Source organism: Merdimonas faecis (assembly GCF_001754075.1).
Classification (GTDB): domain Bacteria; phylum Bacillota; class Clostridia; order Lachnospirales; family Lachnospiraceae; genus Merdimonas; species Merdimonas faecis.
This window is the reverse complement of sequence record NZ_MIEH01000002.1, coordinates 57208-79895: the sequence shown is the minus strand read 5'-3', so window position 1 is coordinate 79895 and position 22688 is coordinate 57208. Positions and strand designations below refer to the sequence as shown.

The following is a 22688-nucleotide window of genomic DNA, read 5'->3' as shown; positions in this document are numbered from 1 at the left end:
CTTTCTATTGCTTAATTCTGCCAGCCCCGATAAGGTGCTGTTGCCAGTAGCTATTGTTCAAATCAGCGTAGCCTATCGGGTCGCCAGCGTGGTACATCTGATTGTTTCCTACATAGATACCGACGTGCGTTACATAGCTTCCTGCGTCATAGGTACTGTGGAAGAAAACCAAATCCCCAGCCTGTGCCTGTGAAAACGGGATATGCTGGGTAGCGTCATACTGTGCCTGTGCCGTTCTCGGCAGACTGATACCAGCCTTGCCATAGCACCATTGAACCAGCCCCGAACAATCAAAAGAAGTGTTAGGATTGCTCCCGCCGTACACATAGTCCCAGCCTTGATATTTCAGAGCTTCATTCATTATCTTCTGTGCCAGCTCGCCCGATACTTGACTGACCGTGAGATACTGGCTGACAAGCTCCACATAGAACATATTCCCGTAGGCATATCGCCAGCCACCATTGCGGGCGACAGCGATAGGGTTCGTGTAGGTGACTTTCTTCCCGCCAGACTTATCACGGGCGAAATTCTCTGCCAGCGTGAAGCTGTGCTTTTTCCCGTTCTTAGCCACATAGCCGATATAGCCACCGCCATAGTTATAGGACTGTATCACGACGTTTATATCCTCTATGCCTTGATTTTCTGCTGAAGAAAGCAGGGACGCAAAATACTTGCACCCCTGCCTGATGGAGCTTTCCGTATCAAGGGAGTTAGGCGGTAAGCCCATGCTCTCGGAACTCTGCATAACGTCCTCGGCTGTCCCGCCACTTTCCACCTGTATGATTGCCAGCAGATAGGGGACGTACTCGGAAATGCCGTACTCCTTTGCGTATTTCTCTACCATAGGCTGATGTTTCAAGACCTCTGCGGACAGGTTCATGCCCGTTACCCATGAGGAAGAACCACCGCCCCCGTCGTCGTCCTCGGCACTGATAAGCACGCCAAAGAAAAGCACTATCGCAAGAAGAAAGGGAAACAGACTGCCGATAAGGGCGATATGTCTTAGCTTCATTTCTTACGTCCTTTCTTTCCTGTCATGTTTAGGGTCGCTTTCTTGATGTTTCGTTCCTTTCTGGTGGTCTGCTGGTTCAGCTCTACACCATTGAGCCTTGTTCCATGTTTCTGCAATACAGGTTCAGAAGTTTTCCTATCTGTGCCAGACGCAAGCGGACGCTCCTTGACAGGCTGTGCTTTTATCGGCTCGGTATGTACCTTGTCGGTAGTGACAGGACGCTTGATTTCCTGCATTTTTCCTGTGTCTGTCTTAGAAGCGGTGACAGGTCTATCATGAGGACGGGTAGCTCCTGTTGTCGCTGATCCGTCCGTTGTTCTTCCAGCCTGTTTTGCTTCCTGTGCCTTTTGAAGCTCCATACGCTTATCAGCGATATTCTGTCTATGCTGTTGGAGCTTGTCGGCACGCTGGCTCTGTCTGGTTTCCTGTCCCTGCACAATGCCACGCTTGAAGTCGGACACATTTGCTTTTGCCTTTTCCTTTGCGGAGTGTACGGCATAGGCGGTCTGGGTCGGCATATCCTTGATATTCTCCTTGACAGCCGTTGCCTTGTCCTTGACCTTATTTTTTGTATCAAGCACCGCACCCACCGCTGAACCAGCTCGGCTTCCAAAAGAAGCATTTTCTCGGCGTTCTTTTCTGCCCGTACCAGCTCTGGCAGATTTTCCAGAACCGTCATTCATGGCTGTTCCGGCTACTGTACCAGCCACCGCACCAGCGACACTTCCAGCACCGACAGCCCTTGCGATACGGTGTTCCATACGCCTAGCCCTGTGTCGCATGAACAGATACGGGCGACGGAATATCCTGCGTCCCATGCTCTGGCTGTCACCAGCGTTGAGGGAGAACATACTCATAAGGTCGCCCAGCTTCATGTAGATACCCGCAAAGCACACTATCTGTAAGAACGCAATCATAAAGAACGGGTAATCGGTGGATATGTTGTAGAACATACTGGAAATACTGAAAGCCACCGTGACAATGAGCGTTATTCCCGCCCTTGTCATAATCGTATTGAACACTCGGACGATTGCCTGTTTCGCCATGTTCTCATAGCTGGGTATCATGGAGAGCAGGAAGCTAATCGGCAGGAACATGGCAAAGATGATAAATAGTATCTGGGAGAATATCATCATGCCCGTAAGCAGGAAAACGAATATCGTTATCCCCAGATTGAAGATAAGCAGGAAGAACACCATTCCCAGACGGTTGATGACCTGCGGTATTGTCAGATTGTCGTTGTCGTTATCCTCGATTTCCGCTTTCACCACGTCCTCACGGGTCGCCCCGTCGTCTGCTGACGGACTGACCGATACCAGAGCTTCCACACGGTCAGCTCCGATTTCCTCTATATCGCTGTTGCCAAATTGCAGGAGTAGCCACGGCTGTTGTACCTGTATGGAGAACAAGCTGTCCCTTATCAAGTTCACGCTGTCTTTTCCTTGACTGTCGCTGTCGGGGAGCATGATTTTTGTTCCCAAATCCAGCGAAGCCGTGGAAATATCCGAAGAAAAGTCATTGATTTTCTTGATATAGTCGGGAGCGTAGGCGATAAAGGAAGCGGACACGATAAACACCACAACGAAATTGATAACGGCATGTAGTGCCTTGCTGGTTTCTCTCTTTATCAGTCCTGTGTAGGCTACATAGATACCCACAATAAGGATAATGAGAAGCAGGAAGCCCACATAGAAGCCCGTACTTCCGAAGCCGTTTTCCGTCACGCCCGCTAGGGTCTGTATGCTCTTGCCGATACTGTCTGCCATGTCATTGATGAAGTCCAGCTTATACGCCTGCTGGACGACATACCCCGTGGCGTTGCTTAGATACAGGCTGATAGTCCAGATAAAATTGGTGATACAGTAAAGCCCGTATTGTACGGATTTCCCGATACCGTCCAGCCAGTTCCACGGAAGCCAGCCCCAGCTATTGTCCACATAGAAGTCAAGCTGGTAGTTTTCCAGCGGATATTGTGAATACAGGTTGTCCGCATTGACCGTATCATCAACCAGCCCCGTGGCATGAGCCACCGTCCCGAACAGGGAGAGGAACACAACAGAGGTAAAAATGACTATCAGAGCAATCTTTAAAAAACGAAAGAGCTTCTTTTTTGTCAGAAGCCCCTTTATCTTATCTTTCATCACTCCACCTCGCTTTTCACGGGCGGTCTGGTATCAAAGGCGTGCAACAATTCTTCAAAGACAGGGTGTATCTGCACCACGCCCACACGCCCGTACAAATCTTGAAGCAGGCATTGTCCGTTCTCCAAGTCACGAAGTCGTTTCTGGTTGTTCTCGTCGTCCTTGTCGATACCGAAAAATTCAAGGGTCTGCTTTATCTCGTTGATGTCGGTACTTCTAAAGGCAAACTTCAAACCGATATTGTTTTTCAAGCTCTCCTTTGACACGTCGCCAGAGGATTGTGTGACGAAGTACACGCCCGCCTGCATAGCACGTCCCGCACGCACCAGCTTGTTGGAGAGGGTTTCGCCCTGTGCCACGTTGAGGAACGCCCACGCTTCATCTAAATCCACGATTTTAAAAATGCTTCTGTCACTGTGGATAAAATCAAGGGCAAAGGTGGAAATGACAATCAGCATAGCCACGGACAGCAGTTCAATGGTGGTGTATTCCTCAAAGGTCGTGTCCTTATCGGGGAGTACCAAGTCTGTCACCTGTATGATGTTGAGCTGGTTGTCCAAGCTGATAGCGTTCTTAACCGTTCCGTCGGAGAACAGCAGATGTGCAAAGTCATAGTCCGTAAAACTGTCGATATGGTCGGCAATATTGCGGGCAATCGCCGTTTCCTCTCTGCGTAGCTCGTCTATCACATGGAGAAGTCCTCGCTGATCGCTCTGGGTCACGGCTCGCACCGCTTTTCTAAGGACAGGGAATTTCTTGCCGTCCCTAGAGGAAATCCCCGTAAGGAATGTGAGAATGTCTATCGCCAGACTTTCAGCGTCCTTTACATTCTTCATAATCACGAACGGGTCAAGAAGCCCAGCGTTTTCCTTATCGCTGGTAAGGTTTACGATATTGATTTCATGGGCTATCTCTAGGAGCGTTTCTTTCCAGTTGCCACGCTCGCTCTTAGGGTCGAGAATGACCGCCTGTCCGCCAAAGAGGACGGAATAATAGACAATCAGATTGTTGCAGAATGATTTTCCACCGCCAAGACTTCCCACAAAGGCAGAAGCCAGAGCATTGGTGACTGTCCCCTTGATACCCTGTGAAGCAAGGGACGGCTGTAAATAGACGTTTCTTCCCGTGTCCACGGAATAGCCGATATAGATACCTGTATTCTCGCCAAGCTGTTGTGTCGCCCCAAAGCCAAGCCCAGCCAAGAAGTCCGATTTCACATACTGCACATAGTCATTGATATAACGCTTGCTGGCGGGGAGAAATTCAGAGTGAAGCCCCAGCATATCCCCAGCAGGTCGGACTAACTTTACATTGAGGTCGTCGTAGAAGTCCTTGACCTCATCACAGCGTCGTTTCAGCTCGTCGAGGTCGGGAGCAGACACACGGATAACGTAAGAAAGTTTATACATACTTTCCTTGCTCTGGTCGAGGTCGGTTTCCAATTCGTCCACGCTGTCTAATGCGTCCACCACATTTGAGCTTGTTTCACTCCCAGACTGATAGGCGTGGTTGTCCAAATCTTTCAGTTCTTTCTTTTTATTTCTCACCGTGGAAAGTGCCTTGCGGTTGCCGACGATTTCCACATTCATAGAAGTGTCCACGGGAAAAGTGAACTGCTGTTGCTGGAAATAGAATATCTCACTGGACGGAAAATCCAGCTCGCCCACAATGGCATTGACGGTAAAGTAGGACACGAAGCTCTCGCTGTCCTCATGTTCGAGTCGCAAGTATCGCTGGCTTTCTTCTACCAGACAGCGGGTCGGACGGATAAGGTCGTACTGCTTGATGAGCGTTGCCTTTTTCAGCTTCTTCTTTGGAAGCGAATATTCGTAGTCCTCATACGCCACGCCGTCCCTGCCGTAGATATGCTCGATAAGATACCCGAAGTCGTTCTTATCCAAGCGTCGGAACTTGAAACGGCGGGAGATTTTATTTTCCAGCAGTTTTTCCATTTTCATGTAGCGGTTGATTTCATCATCTGGCATGGAGATAAAGTCGTTCATCAGCGTATGGTTGACCTCATTCAAGAACTCTTTGAACGTCATAAACGCCGATTTCTTCATGCTTTCAAGGCTGACCTTTTCCTCTGTTACAATGAGCTTGAAGCCGATAAAAAAGCGGTAGTCTACTTGATTGTCCCCAATCATGCTTACTAACGCTTCTGTCTGTTCATCTATCTTCTGTATCGCCACATCACGAAGTCGCCCCGTCACCAGCTTTTTTGACTGCTCCTGTATGCTTCTTACGGAGCTTTCCGTCGCTATCTGCAAGGCGTGTATCTTACCCTCACGGGACTGTGCGATAAGCTGACGGAAGCTGTCATGGACGATAAACTTCTGTTCAGCCGATAAGAAGCTGTAATTGTACGGTATCAGCTCATAGTAGGCGAATACCTCATTGTCCTTGTTCCATACAAGGTTGTTGTCGATATATTTAATCGGGAACATACATCACACTCCTAACTGCCGTGACGGGTTCGCTGAACACTTCCTTTTCCAGCTTCACGGCTTTTCCTGCATAGGTCACTTTTGGTCGCAGGGCAAACGTAATCTGCGATTTCAAGAAGCTGTAAGGCTTCTTGCCGTCAAAGGTCTTTTGACTCATAAACCATGTGAGGGCGACGGGAATACCGAAGTATTTTAAAAATGCCCCCTCGATAAGCGATAACGGCGGTAAGTCCCCCAAGAGAATGACAGCAAACTCCGTGATGACAAACCACGTTATCTGGGTAAAGGTAACGGGAAACGGGAGAGTAAAGTCATTGATTGCATACAAGACTTTCTCCACGTTCCAGATACCCGTGTAGCTCTTAATCTTCTTCAATTCGTTTCAGCTCCTTTCGTTGTAATGGAAAAGGATAGCCATTTTCAGACTGTCCTTGATAGAAAAAGCTGTCAGTAGCGACCTTGCCTGTCGCTGATCTGCCAGCTCTAATATGGTATCTCGCATATCCCACGGCTTGTTTCAATGAACGTCCCCTCTATGGATAAGTCCCTGCCGTATGCTTCATAGTCGATATAGTTCTGCAACGGTAGCGGTATCTGTCCCAATACCTGCAACTCGTCAATGAAGTAATAGGCAACGTCGGTCATGTCCCCGCAGTCTGGATAATAATAAATCTCGTCCTTATGCTCGTAAACTTCTTCCAGACTTCCATAGTAGGAAACAAACTCGTCCAGAGCGTCCGTGATATAGTCGGGAAGCTCACAAATCATGTCGTACATTTCATTGAGTTCTTCAATGGAGATATACTCCCCGATTTCAATAGGGAAGTTGTCGGTATCATGGACAGCGTATTCCTCATAATAGCTGTTCAGCCCGATACGCTCCGCAACATCTTCCTCGTCGATAGGGAAAGAAAACCAGTCCCCGACAAGCTCACCCTCGTTGTACTTGCCAAGATTAGCGATATACACCCTCATGTCGTCCACCACAGGCTTACACCTCTTTTCTATGGAAGTTCATAGATACCGTGGTCGGTTTCCACAAAGCGTCCGTTGTCGTCAAGGTACTGCCCGTAGGCTTCATAATCGAAATAGCGGGTGACGTTCTCACTAAGGGAAGTAAAGTCTGGGTCGTTGTTCAGAATGTGGCGGGCAACGTCCGTCATGTTCTTGCACCATGAGTAATGAATAATGTCATTTCTATATCGGTGCAGTTCGTCAAGGTCGGTGAAATAGCACATCAGCTCCCCGTAGTCCTCTTTCAAGTCAGAGGGTAGACTTTCATAGGTATGGTACAGGTCGTCGAGTTTTTCAATGGTGGTATCTTCCTGCACTTCATCAGCAAAGGGAAGCTCCTTTCCCGTGATATAGTAATAGTCCGTATCTATATCAATCCCCAGCAGTTCTTCTACCTGTTCTGTGTCGATAGGCAGGGTGAACCAAAAGGCTCTGATTTCTCCGTCTGTCGGCTCTCTGGCTTCAATCTGCACACGCATTTCTTCCATGTTTCATCACGTCCTTTCTTTGCAACGCTTCCTGTATGACGGCGTAAGGCACACCGAATACATAGCGTGAAAAATCTTCTAACTGTTTTTTAGGGTAGTCGGACAGGCAAAGGCGTTTCATCTCAAACCAGACCGCACGCTTGTAGTAGGGCAGGTCGGAGAGATACGGACAGCCGATTTTTGCCTGCATATCCGTAAAAATATCTTTCAATCAATCACTCCAATCTGAAATTTGAGTATAGAAAAAGCGGTTGATCTCCAATGGAGTAACCGCTTTGTGTCGGGATATGTAATTATTAAATTAGGATTTGTATTTATTCATTTACGAAAAAAATCATCACTTCTTGTTTGGTTTTCTTTTTATTCCCAGCAGTTTAACAAAATCATCAAATAAGGCTGTATCTGTTGGCTCAAACATTAACCATTTTCCGTCGTGATAGGTTTTAGTTTCATCATAAATTTTCTGCACTTCTTTTGAATAACTATTTCTATCTGTATCAAATTTTAATTGTTCATCTTTCCCCAAGATAATCATAAATCCTACACAGTTTTCCCTTGCGTACAATGCACAAAGCGTTTTTCCGCCACGACGATATTTATACTCATAAGTCCACGCTTTACCACCTTTGTTCCATAAACATTCCATGTCATACTTTTCATCAATTAAAGCACAAAGTTTATTCCATATATCATATAATGATTGTCCGATTAAAGCAGTCATTTCTTCTGCATTAGGTATTTTATCCAGCATATTCGTTTCTCCTTTATAACTTTCAATTTGTCGATTTCTATACTCACATTATATCAGTTGAAATTCAACCATTCAATGAAATTCATAGCGTGACTATCTTTTATCTGTGTACCATTCCGTCACCCCCTTTCATTCCCCCTATGCCCGAACTCCCATAGGGGGGACAGGTAAGTTTGCGTGTCCGCAAACTACTGATTATTACGCTCCAATGATACGGTTGAACAGCTCTAACAGCACGTCCTTGACACCGCCGGCATTGAATACCAGCCCGACAGCGATTAAAGCAATCACAAGGAAGCCGATAAGTTTAGAAAACTCTCTCTTAAATCCTAAGTAGATACCGATTACCACGATTGCCATAAGCACCAAGCTCTGGGCGTTGCTTAAAAACCAGTTGTATAAGTTCTGTCCGAAATTCATTCTTTATCAATCCTTTCTTTTTTGATTTCTTCCATTTCTTCGTCAGCCATTTTGCTGACCTGTGCGATACACATAAGGACAACGCCGATACCCATTCCCAGCGATACCAGCACCAAGTCCTTGACAAGTTCTGCCATAATCTAAATTCTCCTTTACTCTGTGATAAGTTCCTCTGTGTCCGCTGTCTGCTGTTTGATTATCTGCAAGTGCTTTTCCGTCAGCTTTGCGTTGTCCTCAATCTCTTTCAGATAGCTTGTGCTGTTGCCAGCGTCTATCTTTTTCAGCATTTTCAGCGTAGGGGCGACCTGTCGGCTTATCCAGCCCAGCGTCCTTTCCAATGTGTAAGGCTCTGGGTCTGTCGTCAGCTTGACAGGCGGGCGGTCTTTTCCGATAAACCACGCCCAGCGGTCATTGAGCTTCCAGTCTGTCTTTCGCTTCTCTGGTTCTCTGTCCACGAAGCGGATATAGTGATTGATGATAGAAAATGCCGTCTGTTCTGCGTCATAATGGGTCAGCAGTTCACGGACGGCATAATAGGCTCTTTCATCTTTCAATCGTATCTCGAAGCGGTTCTTTATGTGTGCTTCCTCAATCGGTATTCCCAGCTTTGCGTACTGTTCATAGCTTTTCTCGTAACAGCAGAAGTAGACTTCCGATTTCAGAGAGCCGATATACAGCGTATGTCCCATGCCCGCCTTGTCCTGCTCGTTGTGCTTCACCAGCTCACCCGAAGCATAGGACTTGAAAGAACGGAACAGGGAAACACATTCCTCACGGTTGCATTTGGCGGTCAGATCTGGAATATCCAGTATGCCCGCCCTGTCGTTAATCGCAAGGTCAAGGCGTTTCATCACACCGCCCTCAATGAGTGCGTCCATGAGGAAGTCATACCAGCTACGCCCCTGTGCCAGCAGGTAGCTTTCAAACTGGCGACAGCCTTTTCCTTTCAGCTCCAGAAGCGTACCTTTTTCCTCGTCCTGCGAGGTGTAGACGAACACATCACCCAGATAGTAATGCTCTGTGTACTTGTAATGTCCGTAGTCCTCATGGAGCATATAGTCAATGTTGAGCTTCAATATATCTCTGATAACGTGCTGTATATCCAGCGTGGGGAAACGGATACGCACATAGTCGAACAGCAGGAACATAGGAGCGTCGGGATTGAATTTCTCGACGGCTTCCATGAGCTTGTCCTGCATATCGTCCGTGAGGTTGACCTTTCCCGCTTCGATACGGTTCAAGTGTTCACGGCTGATACCAGCCATGATAGCAAGCCTTGTCTGGGACACGCCGTAAGATAGGCGTTTCTCTTTCAAGGCGGTGATAAAGGTGCTTTCATTCAGCCTGCATACCCCCAATCATGTATTTATAGAAATTTGTGATATTTTCCGCCGATTGTCACAGTCAGCCATGAGTGAGAGAAAACCCTTATGCCTAGCGGAATTTCCAGACTTTTTGACCGTAGTTTCCAGCGGAATTGTGCCCCTCTGTTAGATACCGAGGGGCTTCTTTCGTGGAGCAGGGCAAGCCCTGCTCCACAGGACGGCTTACACGGTCTGGACGCTAAAGCTGACCGTTCCAGCCGTCAGTGGTTCAGTCTATCCTTGTCATGCCCGTATAAACTACGATAACGTCGGTATCAGCAGAAAGGCATTTTCTGACAATCTCTTTGTCAATCTCATATTCATGGTGTATCTGTCTGAAAAAATCCTTATCCACCACAAGGAACGAAAAACGATAGTTGAAGCCATGAATGGAAAGCCATTCGTCCAGCACAACGGAAAAGAGCAACGGAAGTTTCAATCTCCCAAGCCCCGCTTCTATCAGAATATCTTCCATGTGTGCATGATAGGCTTCTGTCGGAAATTCCTCACATTTATCGTCAGTCGTGCCAGCGACACTTTCCAAATCCTCAAGAAAGCGGCCAAAGTCTACGCATACACCCTCGACATGCAAATCTGTGTTAGGGTCGCTGTACCCCATTTCTAAAAGTCCCATGTATTTTTCAATTCTCCTTTCGTTCATCTGGTGCGGCTTGCCTTGCCAGTGCAAGAGAGCCGATAGTCTGTAAAAAATCATGCCCCTTTGGTACAAGGGGAGTGTAAAACTCCGATATGACGCTCGTACCCACGTCACAATAGCCACGTCCTTTGATACGCTTCTGAAAGAACTGTTTCTTTACGTCGCTTCCAAAGAGCATACCGTAGCCTAGCTCACTGATACGTCCCAAACCCACACGGAAGTTGAAGTTATCTCTGATACCGTCACTGAAATACTTTGCGTCGGGACGCTGGCAGGCGACAATGAGGAAATACCCTGCCTGTCTGCCAAGCATGACGATTTTCTTTAGCTGGCTAAGTAGGCTTATGCTTTCCTTTGTCCCCAGCATTTCCAAGAACGCCACATACTCGTCAAAGATAAGGAAGCAGGGCGGCAAGCCCAGATAGGCATAGTTCTCGCCCGTCTTGTAGTCTGGGTGGTGCTTCATTTCCTCGCTTCGCTGTACCATGCCCTCATAGAACGCATTGACACATTCAATCATATCTTCTTTGGTGTGGTACACGTTATCCATGACCGTACCCAAGTCCGCAAGGTCAGCGTTCTTAGGGTCTAAGATGAAAAGCTGGGCGTTGGTCTGCAAGAGGGCTTCAATGATTGTCAGCAGGAAATAGGTCTTTCCACCGCCAGTCCCGCCACAGATGAGGGCGTGAGGGAGTGCGTCGTATTCCCATGTAAGGTTCTTCATCAGACGCAAGCCCCCGTTTTCAGCTTTTACTTCGTCAATCGTGATACGGTTCGCTATCATGTCATAGAGCAGGGTGTACTCGATATAGCCGTCATGGAGCGTCTTGTCGGTCAGTTCACAGTAAAGCCCGCTTTCCAGCTTATCTTCCAGACGTAAAAGCTGGTCTTGATACTTTCCCAAAGAGATTTCACAGAGGATATGGAGCAAGCCCGTTTCCATTTGATAATAGATTTTAGGAAACCAGACGATTTTTTCCCTTGATCTGCTCTGCAGGTCAGTGAAAAAACCGCTGTCCTGTACGGTCTGTGCTTCATACCACTTGTTGTCCAGTATCATGCGTGCCAGCTTTTGACGGTGCGATAGCTTCTTGAAGCTGTCATAGCAAAAGCGGTAATAAAGAAAAGCGACCAATGCACAAACACCAGTCGCTATCAAAATCGTTATGAAGTTGTAGGTGGAAAGCGTTATGCCATTATCTAGTAAACTGAAATGCTCCCAATCGGTACGCATGAGCTGTCCCATGTTCAGTAGCAGGAGAACCGCCACGAACAGGAGCAGGAGCGTACCCGCACAGAAGCGGTACACAAGGTTCTTGTCGCTGGCTCTGATACGCTTTCCCTTGTATTTATATAGGTTCATAAACACCCCTTTCTGGATATGGAAAAAGCGGTCAATCGTAAAGACCAACCGCTTTTTCTTTAAAGAAACCATGTCCAGTTATATAGTAGGAAATTACTTGCACAAGCTAACACCAAATAGATAACTGGCTCGAAATTCCCCAATGAAATAGTTCGCTGTTTTTCTTTTTTGTTAAAGAAATGATTTCCAATCATTTTCCACACAACATATCCTAAAACTGCACCTAATGTATTCATCAGCAAATCATCAATATCTATCAAACGATTAGTTGGTAATTGAGCAAATTCGATAAATACCGAAAATACTAATCCTGTTAGGGCTACTTTTATTGGATTTCTAAAATTTCTCCATATATACGGCAATAAAAATCCCAATGGCATAAGCATAATTACATTCATACAATAAGTAAATAAACCGTCTGACTGAAATGGGATAATTCCAATGTTTGCCTGTTGAAAAGTCTCAATCAGCCCACCTTTTGAAATAATGTCCCATACAGTGCCGATACCCGTAACAGAAAAAACAAGCCATACATAAATCATCATAGTGTATGTCCAAAAATAATGTGTAGAAGTTGATTTTCTCTTACATAACACTAAAACTACTTGATACAGCATTACTGGAAACACAGTTAAAATGATTGGAATAATCAGCATTAAAATCACTATCCTCACTCCTCTCTGAAACTATGTACAATATTTTACTATATAATTCTGAAAAAATTTCAAAGATAAGTAAAATAGTTTCTTAATTTTATCCTACAATTTTTATTTTTTCTGCTGTCCTTGCGGAGCATGGTTCTGTGGATTGCCTGCGGGCTGACCGCCTTTATTTTTCAGCACAATGTCGTCTGCCTTGATGTACCATTCCACGTCTGCCCCTCGGTAGTTGGCGTTTGCCACCGTATCGGCAACAGGGTTGATAAGCTCCACCTCAGCATTGTACGGATAGTCCTTGACAGGTATTTCCGCTGGGATAGATACCTGTATCGTGCGTTCCTGCTGACTGCATTTCAAATCGTAAGTTCTACGCTTGATTTCCTCGGTGGTCGTCCCGTCCTCATTCTCCACACGCACTTCATGTCTAAGGGCAGAGAATTTCAGCACTCCAAACGTCTTTTCCTTATCTAATACAATTCCATTCGCTAATCTCATAGTCTGATACCCCCTTTACTTGCTTTCCTCGACTGGAAGCATATCGTCAGCGTTTAAAATGTAGTTGGTGTAGCCACGACCTCGCACGTTCTTTCCCTCGGCGGTAATCTTAGGATTGACGAGCTTTACTTTCTGCTCATACTTGAAACGCTTTTCACCAGCCTTTGCGGGAAGCACCACGATAATGTCGTCGGCTCTCTGAATGTCGGAATACAGGTTATAGCTTCTTGTCACGGGAACAAAGCGACCATTGACACGCTGTTGCTCCACGTCATTTTCTCCTGCAAACTCCAAATTTCCAAATGTCTGTGCCATGTCAGGCACGATATATTTCAATTTCATGTGTTCATACCTCATTTCTATAAAATCTGTTGATTGTTCATGCTTTTATTCTGGCTGGTGGTGTGATACCAGCAAGCCCCCAGACCGTCAAGGGCAGGTAAATGCTTAAAAGCACCCTTGACTGTCCGTGTGCTTACAGGTGGGTGGCGGACAAGCCTGAATAAAGGGAAGCTCCACCGTTTCCATGTATCGGCGGGGAACGTGATTTCTTCATCATCATAAGCAGACCGCCCGATTATGAGCGTCTACGCTTGAAGAAGTATGTTCCTGCCACGCCTGCACCAGAAAGAACAAGAAGCCCTAAGAATAAGGCAATATTTGTATTATCACCTGTCTTTGGAGCGTCCGTTGTCTTGCTCGGTGTATCTGGTGTGGTCGGCTGTTCTGGCTCTGTTGGTTCTTCTGGCGTTTCTGGTACTTCTGTGATTGTCACCGTCTGCCCGTCGTCCTCAATGTCCTTATGCTCTGTAACCTTTGTCGGTTCGTCTGGATTGCTCAAATCGTATAATTCCTCAAAGGTCACAAGCTCTTTCCCGCCCAGCTCGGAAGCGTCGAATGTAAAGGCAATCTGGACTTCCATGCTTTCACTGTCGGCAGTAAAGGTATAGTCATTCTCGACACGCTCACCATTGATGATAAGCTCGGCGTTTTCGTCCTTAATCATCTGCCAGCCTTTGAGCTGATACTTTGTGCCGATTTCCAATCCGTCAAGGGTAACGGTATCAATGATTGTCACGTCTTTTCCTGCTTCAATCTCTTTCTTTCCGTCCTCGCTGGTCGCTGTGGTATGGATAGAGATGATACGCTCTGTGATAAGCACAGTCTGTCCCTCGTCGTCAATGTCCTTGTGTTCTGCCACCTTTACAGGCTCGTCCTCATTGGAAAGGTCGTAAAGTTCCTCAAAGGTTACAAGGTTCTGACCGCCCAGAGAAGAAGCGTTGAACGTATATTCCATTTCAATCTTCATTTCTTCGCTGTCGGCTGTGAATGTGTAATCACTTTCCACACGCTGTCCGTCGATAAGAAGCTCGGCGTTTTCCTCTTTCAACATCTGCCAGCCTACAAGCTGATATTTTGTGCCTTTTTCCAGCCCGTCAAGGGTAACCGTATCAATGATTGTTACCTCTTTGCCAGCTACGATAGACTTCTCGCCGTCCTTGCCTGTGGCTGTGGTATGGATAGAGATTTCTTTCTCGTATTCATCAGTGAGTGTCCCTAAGTCAACGGTCACATTGTTTCTGGATACTACGATTTCAAACGGCGGGATAAGCTCAAAGCCTTTGTTGCCCTCACAGCGTAATTCCTCAATGATATAGGTATCGTAAAGCAATGCACCCTTGCTGTCGTCTGGCTCACTTGTTCCAAACCAGATACCGTCCTCGCTGGTCTTTCCTGCGTTGGTGTTGTGCTTGTGGGAAGCCCAGTCAGAAGAAGTGGAGAACTGCCCGTTATCATCTGTCACGATAATGTGGCTCTCACCTGTGGTCTTGCTTGTGATCCTAAACGGAACTCCCGCAAGACGCTGGTGTGTGCCAGCTCCAATCTTGACACCCTCTAGGTCGCCACGCTTCACTTGATTGTAAATGGAAGTGTCTGTCCCTGTAAGGTCAACGATTTTTCCGTCCTCTGTGATTTCAAATTCAATCGGTTCTGCACCATCCGTCAAATAGCCCTCTGGTGCTTTGCTTTCCTCGATACGGTATTTCCCGTAAGGAAGTAAATCGGCAGAAGTAGAAGCCACGCCCTCAATGTCGGCAAGGATTGTCTTTACCACTTCGCCTTTATTGTAGAGCTTGCCCTCGACAAGTACGGCATTGTCATTAAGGGAAATGATTTCAAATTCAGCGTCTTTCAAGGTCGCACTACCTTGACCTTTGGTATCGCTGGTTTCTAAATCTCTTTTCTGGATTTTTACACCACCTCTAATGATTTTATCTGATACATGATACTGATTGCTTCCAGACAGTACGGCAATGTCGCCGTCCTCGGTAATCTGTGTAAGGTACATTCCCTTAATCTGTTCCTCGCTACCATTTGCCTGCATATATGCACCGTCAAGAAGATAGCCGTTAGGAGCTTTCGTTTCCTCAACGGTCAGCGTTCCTAAAGGAAGCACGTTCTTTCCATCCTGTGTATAGAAGCTGTCCCCAGATACCTTGTATTCATCAGAAAGGCGGGAAACGTAATGGATAGTGCCGTCGCTGTCCTTTTCAGCGATTGTCTTTGTCACCCATGTTTTTGTCGGCTCGCTGGGGAGATTGTCAGCGGTATAGTGTCCCGCATAGAATTTCCATGTGAACTCCGCACCCTCTAGGGAAGCGTCGCCCTGTGGAGCGTCTTTCTGGGTTTCCATGTCAATCTTGAAAAGCTCGATAAGGGTATCTGTAACCTTTGGCGTATCTGATACATTGAGCGTTGCCGTCTTGCCAGCTTCCACATTTAAGGAATACACTGTATTATCCACCTTGTAGCCAGCAGGAGCGGAAAGCTCTTTGATGTAGACTGTACCAGCCTTTACTTCCACGGTATCAGTGTTCCCGCTGTTATCAGTCGTAAGTGTGGCAAGCTGTTTTGTGCAGCCCTTATCAGAATAGACACCATAAGTCGCACCAGCGATAGAGTAAAGCCCGTTCCCGTCGGTAATGCTGGCATTACTGGAAGTCTTTTTAAGGGTGGCATTTCCTACGGCAAGTTTCGCCCAGAACTGTCCAATGTCCTGTCCCTCGCCAGAGTAGATATAACCGCCACATTCATAGCGTCCTTTGTTCTCGCTGGCAAAGGCTTTCGCCCCAGCGTACACCTCGTCCTGTATCGCCTTTGGGATTTCATCATAGGAAGCTCTGACGTTATCGCATTGCCAGCCCAGATGAACACTCAATCTCTGCCATACGACGCACTGTTTCAAAAGGTAGATATGCTGACTGCTCAATCCGCTGTGGCTCTGCACATACTGATTGACATACTCGATTGAGAGGGCAACATCTGAAATCTGGTCGTAGCTCATGCGTGTGCTTGCGTCAGCTCTGGTCTTATAGCCGTTCTTGAAGTTGGTGTTAATATCCACGCAGAAAGCGTCCTCGCCCTCAACGGTCATGTGTCCCTCATTGAATGTCGAACCGATAGAGCCGTCATTCATTACTTTTTCAACAATACCGACACGCTCGGCACTTTCTGTCCAGTATTGCTTCTCGGAAGCGTGGACTGCCGTTGTCGGCAAAGCGGTAACGATAGTCGCAAAGGCAAGGAAGCCTGTGGCTAATCGCTTCAATATCTTTTTCATAGCTTTTAAAATTCTCCTTTCGTTTGGATATAGAAAAAGCCGTCCATTTCTGAACGGCTGGAAATAGAAAAGGAACGTTAATATCGGCGTTCCATAATCTACTTGCGATATTCAATTTTACAATTTGTGATACTGATATACTGTAACAAGAAAAGGTATCTCTCTGCTGATTGACACCAATTTTGACACCAATTTTTTATAAAATGACGATTTCTGACGAGTTGAGATAAAATCATAAAATCCGAGAAACACCCATAAATAGGCACTTACGGCACTCTATGAAGTTAGACAAAAGCCACACTGCGATAACAAGTATTGAGTGCTAATTTTTTTAATTTCTTCTTATCCTTCTTTTTATCCTTCTTATCCTATATAGGCATATACCCCCTGTCCAACATTTGTTTCTATAACGCCGTCAAGTTTTCCAAGCATCTTTTCCCGGTCCTCCGGAAGACGTCCCCGCACCCGGAATTCCAGAAAATCGTGGAAGCCGTCGTAGATGATTCCATCTTGGGCCTCCAGATGCCCTATCAGGTATCGTTCTTCTTTCAGATTCTCCAGTTCGTCTGCCGGAGCAAAATTGCCCGCCTGAATCTCCCGGTATAAAGCGAGTTTCCGGTGAAGAAACATCGAAAAATTCACAACATGCTTTGGCCTGGTCCGGTTAAAAAACTCTGCAAGAGCCTTGGCATTTTCTATTCCTCTCCCTTTTCCCGCCACGCCGGTCATAATGTGGGCGTCAAAAATAAGCCCTGCTCTATTCAGCTGTGATGCCGCTTCATACGCTTCCAAAAGGCCATGATCCTTATCCATAAACCGAAGCACGTCATCAAGCCCGCTCTCAATACCGATATACAGATGGCGCACCCCGTTTTCATATAAAGTTTTCAGTTCCTTCGGAGTTTTATTAAGGATGCTGCTCACCGTTGCATCCATGTTGACACTCTCACATCCCGGGAAATACTGATGTATAAGATCAAGAACCGCAAGCAGCTTTTCCACGGAAAGCGTAAATGCACTGCCGTCTCCCAGAAATACTCTCCTGGGATTTCCGCCAATGTCCCTGACACGCTTTAATTCTTCTTCAATCTGTTCAAGAGGAAGTTCCCGATATTTTAAATGCTTAAATAGATCACAAAATTTGCATCGGTTATAAGCACACCCAACCACCACTGGCAGCATAAAAGACGCCCGTTCCATAGGAGCCCTGCAGATCTGACCCTCATATTCCATTGGCCACTCATCCTTTCTTTTTCATCCGTTGATTTTGCACTCTCATTTTATTATAAAACGGGCAAAAAAAGAAAACAACACCTGGCCTTCGTATTTCACACGGCCAGATGCTGTCTGTTTTATTTCTTATTCTTCCTCTTCAGCGGGGGGTTCAATATGCAGGCGTACCCTGGTGATACGCTTGTCCTTTACCTCCTCTACCACAAAGGTCAAACCATCTTCTTTGATTTCTACCACATCATTGCTGCCTTCGCTTGGGATATATCCCAGCTGTTCTGTCAGATATCCTGACAGAGTATCATAGTTTTCTGTTTCCAGAGAAAGCTCCAGTTCCTCATTCAGATCCCAGATCTGCATTCCTCCATCCAGAAGGTAGGTCTGCTCGTCCAGCTTAACAATCTCCGGCTCAACTTCTTCATACTCTTCATTAATATCACCCATGATTTCTTCTACCAGATCCTCAATGGTCACGATACCAGAAAAGCCTCCATACTCATCCACCAGGATTGCCATTCGTTTTCTTGCCTTCTGCATCTCACGGAACAGTGCGTCCGCCTCCTTGGTCTCCGGCACGAAAAATGCTTTATGAAGCATACTCCGGATATCCATCTTAGCTGTCTGAGATTTTCTCAGCTCGATCATCACATCCTTGACATATAGAACACCGATAATATTGTCGATATTTTCTTCATATACCGGAATTCGTGAATGCCGGGACTCCAGAATCTCATCAATCATCTCTTCAAAAGGCTCTTCTATGTCCAGGGTAAACACATCCCTTCTCGGGACCATCAGCTCCCTTGCCGTCCGATCGTCAAATGCAAATACGGAATCAATCATCTCCCGTTCCTCGTCGTCAAAGGTTCCTGTCTCATTTCCCATCTTTAGAAGCGCTTTAATCTCTTCCTCTGTTACGGCCTCCTCCTGGTCTTCTGTCTTCATATGCAAAGCTTTTAATACCACTTTTGTAGATACAGAAAGAAGTTTGATAAACGGTGAAAGCACGATCGAAATATAGTGGATCGGCATGACCGTCAGCATAGAAAAGGCTTCTGCCTTCTGAAGTGCGATCCTTTTGGGTACAAGTTCGCCAAACACCAGATTAAAAAACATCAAAATCAAGGTCAGGCCGTTTCTTGCAATTCCACTGCTGTATGGAATCTCAAAGTTCTGCAGCCACTCCGCCACATACGGTGCCAGCCCGGCTGCCGCAGATGCACTGGAATAGAATCCCGCAAATGTGATCGCCACCTGAATTGTAGACAAAAATTTAGTCGAGTCTTCAAATAAGCCCTCGATCAATTTCGCTTTCTTGTTTCCATCCGCTGCCAGCGTATGTATCCTTGTCTTGTTTACGGATACAACCGCCATCTCTGCTCCCGCAAAGTAGGCATTCATCAGGGTAAAAAACAATAACAGCACTAATGTGAAAATAATACTAGTCCCCGCAGGGTCTGCGTCCATAATAAAAAACTCCTCCTAAAACAAATCATTTTAGAAGGAGTATATCATGTTACGGTACGTTTCGCAAGAGTTGTTTTGACGTAATGGGGACGTACACTTTTGCACTTGGTCTACGTCCCCAATTGCGTTTGTCTATGTCCCTTTTTGCATTATCCCCTGTCCCCTTTTGTTATTTTCTCTATAATGCATGAAAATTTTCGTTCCGTACACTAAGCGAAAATAAAAGCAGAAAAGTATTTCCGCACAAACAAAACAGGGACAACAATATGGTCATCAGCCCTAATTCAAACCGGCATGTTTTCTTTTTCCATAAGACTCCGGCTGGAATCAAGAGGATATTAACAATCAGCCATATTTCATTTAATGCTACTATAGGGATCTGATTCATCCAGAATCCCCATACACCGGCGCTTAGGAGCATGTTTCCCGCTAATGAAGCAAAAACAATCTTTTCAAAAAAATTCATTCGTATCCCTGCCCCCTTTTCCCCAGGACACTCCGCAATTTCCCTCTATTCAATGGCTTAATTAAAGAGCCACGCAAAATAATATTTCTCTTTTCCTATCGTCACCTTATAGGCGTCGTTGTCTTTATCCATTTCCCAATGATACAGAAATGGTACTGTCCGCTCTACTTTTGGCCTGTCGCCCTTCCTGGCGCCTTCTACACTAATTTCCCTGAACCCCGGATAAAACATATATATGTTTTCAACCTCGTCCGCCCCGTAGCGTTCTATACGTTCCAGTTCATAAATATATTGGTCTTCAAACTCTTCCACCTTAAATTTTGTCAAAAATCCTTTTCGAATAAAAGCCATCGGACTAAGCAATTTCCCGTTATAAATTCATCAGAATATTTCATTTGGGGACAGGGGCAAATGCAATTAGGGACACCCCAAAACGCAATTGGGGACGTACACTTTTGCAAAAAGTGTACGTCCCCGATTTTACCTGTTCTCCAGATATCTTTTCCGTCCCTGCTCATACAGGTTATTGCCTTCGCTGTCAATGATAACGACAAGCGGCATATCTTCCACATATAATTTCCGCAGGGCTTCTGCGCCCAGGTCTTCATAGGCGATCAGCTCTGCTTTTTTGATGCACTTGGCCAGCAGCGCGCCAGCGCCGCCGATGGCGCCAAAGTACACGCCGCTGTATTTTTTCATGGCGTCTACCACTTCCGGGAGGCGTGCTCCTTTCCCGATCATGCCTCTGGCGCCCACCGACATCATGGTCGGCGCATAAGCATCCATACGCCCGCTGGTGGTAGGTCCGGCGCTGCCGATGACCTGCCCCGGCTTCGCCGGTGTGGGGCCTACATAATAAATGGTTGCATCTGTCGGGTCAAAGGGAAGCTCTTCCCCCCTTGCCAGCGCCTCGCACATTCTCTTATGGCCGGCGTCCCTGGATGTGTAAATAGTGCCTGTCAGCAGCACCTGGTCGCCTGCATGCAAGGTCTTTGCCAGCTCTTCTGTCAGCGGTAAGGTAATCTTTCTAGCCATTTATATCACCTCCGTTTTGTGGCGTGTCACATGACAGTTGATATTCACCGCACAGGGCATTCCTGCAATGTGAGTCGGCAATGTTTCAATATTCAGGCCGATGGCTGTCGTCTTTCCTCCGAATCCCTGGGGGCCGATGCCCAGCTCATTGATCTTTTCCAGCATCTCCCTTTCCAGATCCGCATAGAATGGATCCGGATTGGAAGAATCAAGCGGTCTCATCAAAGCTTTTTTTGCAAGAAGTGCACACTTATCAAAGGTTCCGCCTATGCCGACTCCCACCACCATAGGCGGGCAGGGATTCGGTCCGGCTGTCTCTACAGCCTCCAGGATAAAGTCTTTGATCCCCTGTAGTCCCGCAGACGGTTTAAACATCCGGATCTGGCTCATATTTTCACTTCCAAAGCCCTTCGGGCCTACCGTCACCTTAATCTGCTCGCCCGGAACAATCTCCGTATAGAGCATAGCCGGCGTGTTATCTCCGGTATTTCCCCGGCGCACCGGATCTTTTACGACAGATTTGCGCAGATATCCTTTGTCGTATCCGCGGCGCACACCCTCATCCACGGCTTCCCTTAGGTCACCGCCTGTCAGGTGTACGTCCTGTCCGATCTCCAGAAAGACACAGGCCATTCCTGTATCCTGGCAGATCGGAACATTCTCATTATCTGCAATCTCAAAATTTTCTATGATATTGTCCAGAACACCCTTTGCAATCTCTCCGTCCTCACAGGCACGGCAATCCTTAATCGCACATTTCACATCCGACGGCAAGTGATTATTCGCTTCAATACAAAGCTTTTCGATCACATCCGTCAGCGTGCTTACATTAATCTCACGCATGGCAATTTACTCCTTTCGATTTCTTCTCCATTCACCACGGCCCAGCTATCAGAGGAATATCCCGATAAACTGACAGGACAGCACCACGAATACCAGCGCTACCGGATAGGTCGCCGCATAAGCGCTTGCCACGTCGTCAGTACCCGTCACACGGATCAGCGTCCCCAGAGCCGGGGTGCTGGTCATTCCGCCGCAGATAGATCCCAGCGTGTTGAACAGACTTAACTTCATCATCTTAACCGCCACAAAATATCCGATAAACATCGGGATCAGGGTAATCAGCGCACCGTAAACAAACAGGATCAGCCCCTGTTCCTTCAGGATTTCAATAAATCCGGCGCCTGCCTCCACACCCGCTCCGATCAGAAACATGGCAAGCCCAAACTCCCGCAGGCACTCCAGCACAGATTTCTCCACATGCAGGCTGATATTTCCCACATGCCCGAAGTGTCCCAGGATCAGCCCGGCGATCAGGGGTCCGCCGGAAGTTCCCAGCGAAAACTCTGCCCCTCCAGGCAGAGGGATCACGATCTTTGCCAGGATGATCCCCAGCACGATCGCCAAGGCAAAGGAACAAAGCCCCATCTCATCCACAATAAACAGCTTCTCTTTTTTCTTCAGAGCATCGTCACCCACATTCTGGGCTGCCTCAAACCTGGCCCGTTCCGCCGCCATATCCGTCTTTAAAAACTTCGGAACAAGCTGCACAAAAAGCACCACGCCCACTACGCCAAAGGGATAGGCAATCCCATATCCTACAGATGCATTGGCCGATCCCGTAGCATCGATAGCCGCCGCCAGCCCCGGTGTACTGGTCAGCGCCCCTGACATCATGCCCACACTGATATCTGAAGGCACTCCTGCGATCTCAATAATAGCTGCCGTTGTCAGCGCCCCTGCTACGATGATGATCAGCCCCAGCAAAATATAAGATTTTGCGTTCAGCTTAAAGTTCCGGAAAAATTTCGGTCCTGCAATGAAACCTACGGATGTCACAAAACAGATCAGTCCCAGCTCCCGCACCAGATCAGGCACCTCAAATCCAAAGTGGCCAAAAACCAGCGCCACCAGCAGCACTCCCGCTGTTCCAAGCTCTACCCCGCGGATCTTAATGCTTCCCACAAGATAACCGATAAACGCTACCAGAAATACAACCATCAGAGTATTTCCCATCACACTTTCCCGGAACCATGTAATGATTTCCATTCTTCAT

The 22688-nt window shown here is 46.9% G+C and carries 24 protein-coding genes; all 24 read right to left on the bottom strand.

Translation table 11 applies throughout. The annotated features are described in order from the left end of the window. Nucleotides 1-4 precede the first annotated feature (4 nt). Nucleotides 5-1012 (bottom strand): bifunctional lytic transglycosylase/C40 family peptidase, encoded by a 1008-nt coding sequence (locus BKD12_RS01050; RefSeq protein WP_070087536.1) that lies wholly within the window; start codon nucleotides 1010-1012, stop codon nucleotides 5-7. Continuing rightward, a complete protein-coding gene (locus BKD12_RS01045; RefSeq protein ID WP_070087535.1) occupies nucleotides 1009-3153 on the bottom strand; it encodes a CD3337/EF1877 family mobilome membrane protein in 2145 nt (714 codons plus the stop codon). Before BKD12_RS01045 ends, BKD12_RS01050 begins: the two co-directional genes overlap by 4 nt. Beyond that, nucleotides 3153-5600: a conjugal transfer ATPase TcpF gene (tcpF, locus tag BKD12_RS01040; protein ID WP_070087534.1), complete on the bottom strand. Its 2448-nt coding sequence runs from the start codon at nucleotides 5598-5600 to the stop codon at nucleotides 3153-3155. The genes BKD12_RS01045 and tcpF overlap by 1 nt, the downstream gene beginning before the upstream one ends. Beyond that, complete coding sequence (locus BKD12_RS01035; protein WP_070087533.1) at nucleotides 5587-5976, bottom strand: conjugal transfer protein; 390 nt, start codon at nucleotides 5974-5976, stop codon at nucleotides 5587-5589. Before BKD12_RS01035 ends, tcpF begins: the two co-directional genes overlap by 14 nt. 107 nt (nucleotides 5977-6083) lie before the next feature. Further along, the gene (locus BKD12_RS01030; protein ID WP_060815475.1) at nucleotides 6084-6587 is read right to left on the bottom strand and encodes an antirestriction protein ArdA; all 504 of its coding nucleotides are present in this window, start codon (nucleotides 6585-6587) and stop codon (nucleotides 6084-6086) included. A gap of 17 nt (nucleotides 6588-6604) precedes the next feature. Beyond that, nucleotides 6605-7102 carry an antirestriction protein ArdA gene (locus tag BKD12_RS01025; protein WP_070087532.1) on the bottom strand — a complete coding sequence of 166 codons (498 nt, stop codon included), beginning with the start codon at nucleotides 7100-7102 and terminating at the stop codon, nucleotides 6605-6607. After that, nucleotides 7077-7313 carry a hypothetical protein gene (locus tag BKD12_RS01020; protein ID WP_070087531.1) on the bottom strand — a complete coding sequence of 79 codons (237 nt, stop codon included), beginning with the start codon at nucleotides 7311-7313 and terminating at the stop codon, nucleotides 7077-7079. The genes BKD12_RS01025 and BKD12_RS01020 overlap by 26 nt, the downstream gene beginning before the upstream one ends. A gap of 126 nt (nucleotides 7314-7439) precedes the next feature. Further along, a complete protein-coding gene (locus BKD12_RS01015; protein WP_070087530.1) occupies nucleotides 7440-7853 on the bottom strand; it encodes a DUF3788 domain-containing protein in 414 nt (137 codons plus the stop codon). 198 nt (nucleotides 7854-8051) lie between these two features. Further along, on the bottom strand, nucleotides 8052-8273 hold the full coding sequence (locus BKD12_RS01010; RefSeq protein ID WP_010817890.1) for a hypothetical protein: 222 nt from the start codon (nucleotides 8271-8273) through the stop codon (nucleotides 8052-8054). After that, complete coding sequence (locus BKD12_RS01005) at nucleotides 8270-8410, bottom strand: DUF3789 domain-containing protein (protein ID WP_010817889.1); 141 nt, start codon at nucleotides 8408-8410, stop codon at nucleotides 8270-8272. The genes BKD12_RS01010 and BKD12_RS01005 overlap by 4 nt, the downstream gene beginning before the upstream one ends. Nucleotides 8411-8425: 15 nt before the next feature. Next, nucleotides 8426-9616: a MobT family relaxase gene (gene mobT / locus BKD12_RS01000; protein ID WP_083262781.1), complete on the bottom strand. Its 1191-nt coding sequence runs from the start codon at nucleotides 9614-9616 to the stop codon at nucleotides 8426-8428. A 250-nt stretch (nucleotides 9617-9866) separates the two neighbouring features. Then, the gene (locus BKD12_RS00995; protein ID WP_070087529.1) at nucleotides 9867-10271 is read right to left on the bottom strand and encodes a hypothetical protein; all 405 of its coding nucleotides are present in this window, start codon (nucleotides 10269-10271) and stop codon (nucleotides 9867-9869) included. A gap of 7 nt (nucleotides 10272-10278) precedes the next feature. Then, a complete protein-coding gene (locus BKD12_RS00990) occupies nucleotides 10279-11658 on the bottom strand; it encodes an FtsK/SpoIIIE domain-containing protein (protein WP_070087563.1) in 1380 nt (459 codons plus the stop codon). A gap of 59 nt (nucleotides 11659-11717) precedes the next feature. Then, entirely contained in the window at nucleotides 11718-12314 is a 597-nt protein-coding gene (locus tag BKD12_RS00985; RefSeq protein WP_204243901.1) for a VanZ family protein, read from the bottom strand. A gap of 111 nt (nucleotides 12315-12425) precedes the next feature. After that, the gene (locus tag BKD12_RS00980; RefSeq protein ID WP_021401038.1) at nucleotides 12426-12812 is read right to left on the bottom strand and encodes a YdcP family protein; all 387 of its coding nucleotides are present in this window, start codon (nucleotides 12810-12812) and stop codon (nucleotides 12426-12428) included. A gap of 15 nt (nucleotides 12813-12827) precedes the next feature. After that, nucleotides 12828-13154, bottom strand: coding sequence for a YdcP family protein (locus BKD12_RS00975; RefSeq protein ID WP_070087528.1), 327 nt, complete (start codon nucleotides 13152-13154; stop codon nucleotides 12828-12830). Nucleotides 13155-13389: 235 nt separating this feature from the next. Further along, complete coding sequence (locus tag BKD12_RS00970) at nucleotides 13390-16434, bottom strand: SrtB-anchored collagen-binding adhesin (RefSeq protein WP_070087527.1); 3045 nt, start codon at nucleotides 16432-16434, stop codon at nucleotides 13390-13392. Between the two features lie 363 nt (nucleotides 16435-16797). After that, nucleotides 16798-17667, bottom strand: a complete 870-nt coding sequence (locus BKD12_RS00965) for a radical SAM protein (RefSeq protein WP_070087526.1) — start codon at nucleotides 17665-17667, stop codon at nucleotides 16798-16800. Nucleotides 17668-17793: 126 nt separating this feature from the next. Beyond that, the gene (locus tag BKD12_RS00960) at nucleotides 17794-19131 is read right to left on the bottom strand and encodes a hemolysin family protein (RefSeq protein WP_070087525.1); all 1338 of its coding nucleotides are present in this window, start codon (nucleotides 19129-19131) and stop codon (nucleotides 17794-17796) included. Nucleotides 19132-19309: 178 nt separating this feature from the next. Continuing rightward, a complete protein-coding gene (locus BKD12_RS00955; RefSeq protein ID WP_070087524.1) occupies nucleotides 19310-19597 on the bottom strand; it encodes a hypothetical protein in 288 nt (95 codons plus the stop codon). Nucleotides 19598-19654: 57 nt separating this feature from the next. After that, nucleotides 19655-19924 (bottom strand): hypothetical protein, encoded by a 270-nt coding sequence (locus BKD12_RS00950; RefSeq protein ID WP_176730900.1) that lies wholly within the window; start codon nucleotides 19922-19924, stop codon nucleotides 19655-19657. A gap of 153 nt (nucleotides 19925-20077) precedes the next feature. Continuing rightward, the gene (locus tag BKD12_RS00945; protein WP_070087522.1) at nucleotides 20078-20632 is read right to left on the bottom strand and encodes a Fe-S-containing hydro-lyase; all 555 of its coding nucleotides are present in this window, start codon (nucleotides 20630-20632) and stop codon (nucleotides 20078-20080) included. Beyond that, entirely contained in the window at nucleotides 20633-21475 is an 843-nt protein-coding gene (locus BKD12_RS00940; protein WP_070087521.1) for a fumarate hydratase, read from the bottom strand. A 48-nt stretch (nucleotides 21476-21523) separates the two neighbouring features. After that, complete coding sequence (locus BKD12_RS00935; RefSeq protein WP_083262775.1) at nucleotides 21524-22681, bottom strand: aspartate-alanine antiporter-like transporter; 1158 nt, start codon at nucleotides 22679-22681, stop codon at nucleotides 21524-21526. Nucleotides 22682-22688: the final 7 nt, after the last annotated feature.

Bases quoted from the DNA above. Each gene is read 5' to 3' on its own strand.
- BKD12_RS00960 (WP_070087525.1), bottom strand. From the start codon at position 19,131: ATGGACGCAGACCCTGCGGGGACTAGTATTATTTTCACATTAGTGCTG.
- BKD12_RS00980 (WP_021401038.1), bottom strand. From the start codon at position 12,812: ATGAGATTAGCGAATGGAATTGTATTAGATAAGGAAAAGACGTTTGGA.
- BKD12_RS01025 (WP_070087532.1), bottom strand. From the start codon at position 7,102: ATGGAAGAAATGCGTGTGCAGATTGAAGCCAGAGAGCCGACAGACGGA.
- BKD12_RS00990 (WP_070087563.1), bottom strand. From the start codon at position 11,658: ATGAACCTATATAAATACAAGGGAAAGCGTATCAGAGCCAGCGACAAG.
- BKD12_RS00995 (WP_070087529.1), bottom strand. From the start codon at position 10,271: ATGGGACTTTTAGAAATGGGGTACAGCGACCCTAACACAGATTTGCAT.
- BKD12_RS00945 (WP_070087522.1), bottom strand. From the start codon at position 20,632: ATGGCTAGAAAGATTACCTTACCGCTGACAGAAGAGCTGGCAAAGACC.
- BKD12_RS01050 (WP_070087536.1), bottom strand. From the start codon at position 1,012: ATGAAGCTAAGACATATCGCCCTTATCGGCAGTCTGTTTCCCTTTCTT.
- BKD12_RS00955 (WP_070087524.1), bottom strand. From the start codon at position 19,597: ATGAATTTTTTTGAAAAGATTGTTTTTGCTTCATTAGCGGGAAACATG.
- BKD12_RS00970 (WP_070087527.1), bottom strand. From the start codon at position 16,434: ATGAAAAAGATATTGAAGCGATTAGCCACAGGCTTCCTTGCCTTTGCG.
- BKD12_RS01045 (WP_070087535.1), bottom strand. From the start codon at position 3,153: ATGAAAGATAAGATAAAGGGGCTTCTGACAAAAAAGAAGCTCTTTCGT.
- BKD12_RS00975 (WP_070087528.1), bottom strand. From the start codon at position 13,154: ATGAAATTGAAATATATCGTGCCTGACATGGCACAGACATTTGGAAAT.
- BKD12_RS01005 (WP_010817889.1), bottom strand. From the start codon at position 8,410: ATGGCAGAACTTGTCAAGGACTTGGTGCTGGTATCGCTGGGAATGGGT.
- BKD12_RS00965 (WP_070087526.1), bottom strand. From the start codon at position 17,667: ATGGAATATGAGGGTCAGATCTGCAGGGCTCCTATGGAACGGGCGTCT.
- BKD12_RS00985 (WP_204243901.1), bottom strand. From the start codon at position 12,314: ATGCTGATTATTCCAATCATTTTAACTGTGTTTCCAGTAATGCTGTAT.
- BKD12_RS00935 (WP_083262775.1), bottom strand. From the start codon at position 22,681: ATGGAAATCATTACATGGTTCCGGGAAAGTGTGATGGGAAATACTCTG.
- BKD12_RS01010 (WP_010817890.1), bottom strand. From the start codon at position 8,273: ATGAATTTCGGACAGAACTTATACAACTGGTTTTTAAGCAACGCCCAG.
- tcpF (WP_070087534.1), bottom strand. From the start codon at position 5,600: ATGTTCCCGATTAAATATATCGACAACAACCTTGTATGGAACAAGGAC.
- BKD12_RS01015 (WP_070087530.1), bottom strand. From the start codon at position 7,853: ATGCTGGATAAAATACCTAATGCAGAAGAAATGACTGCTTTAATCGGA.
- BKD12_RS00940 (WP_070087521.1), bottom strand. From the start codon at position 21,475: ATGCGTGAGATTAATGTAAGCACGCTGACGGATGTGATCGAAAAGCTT.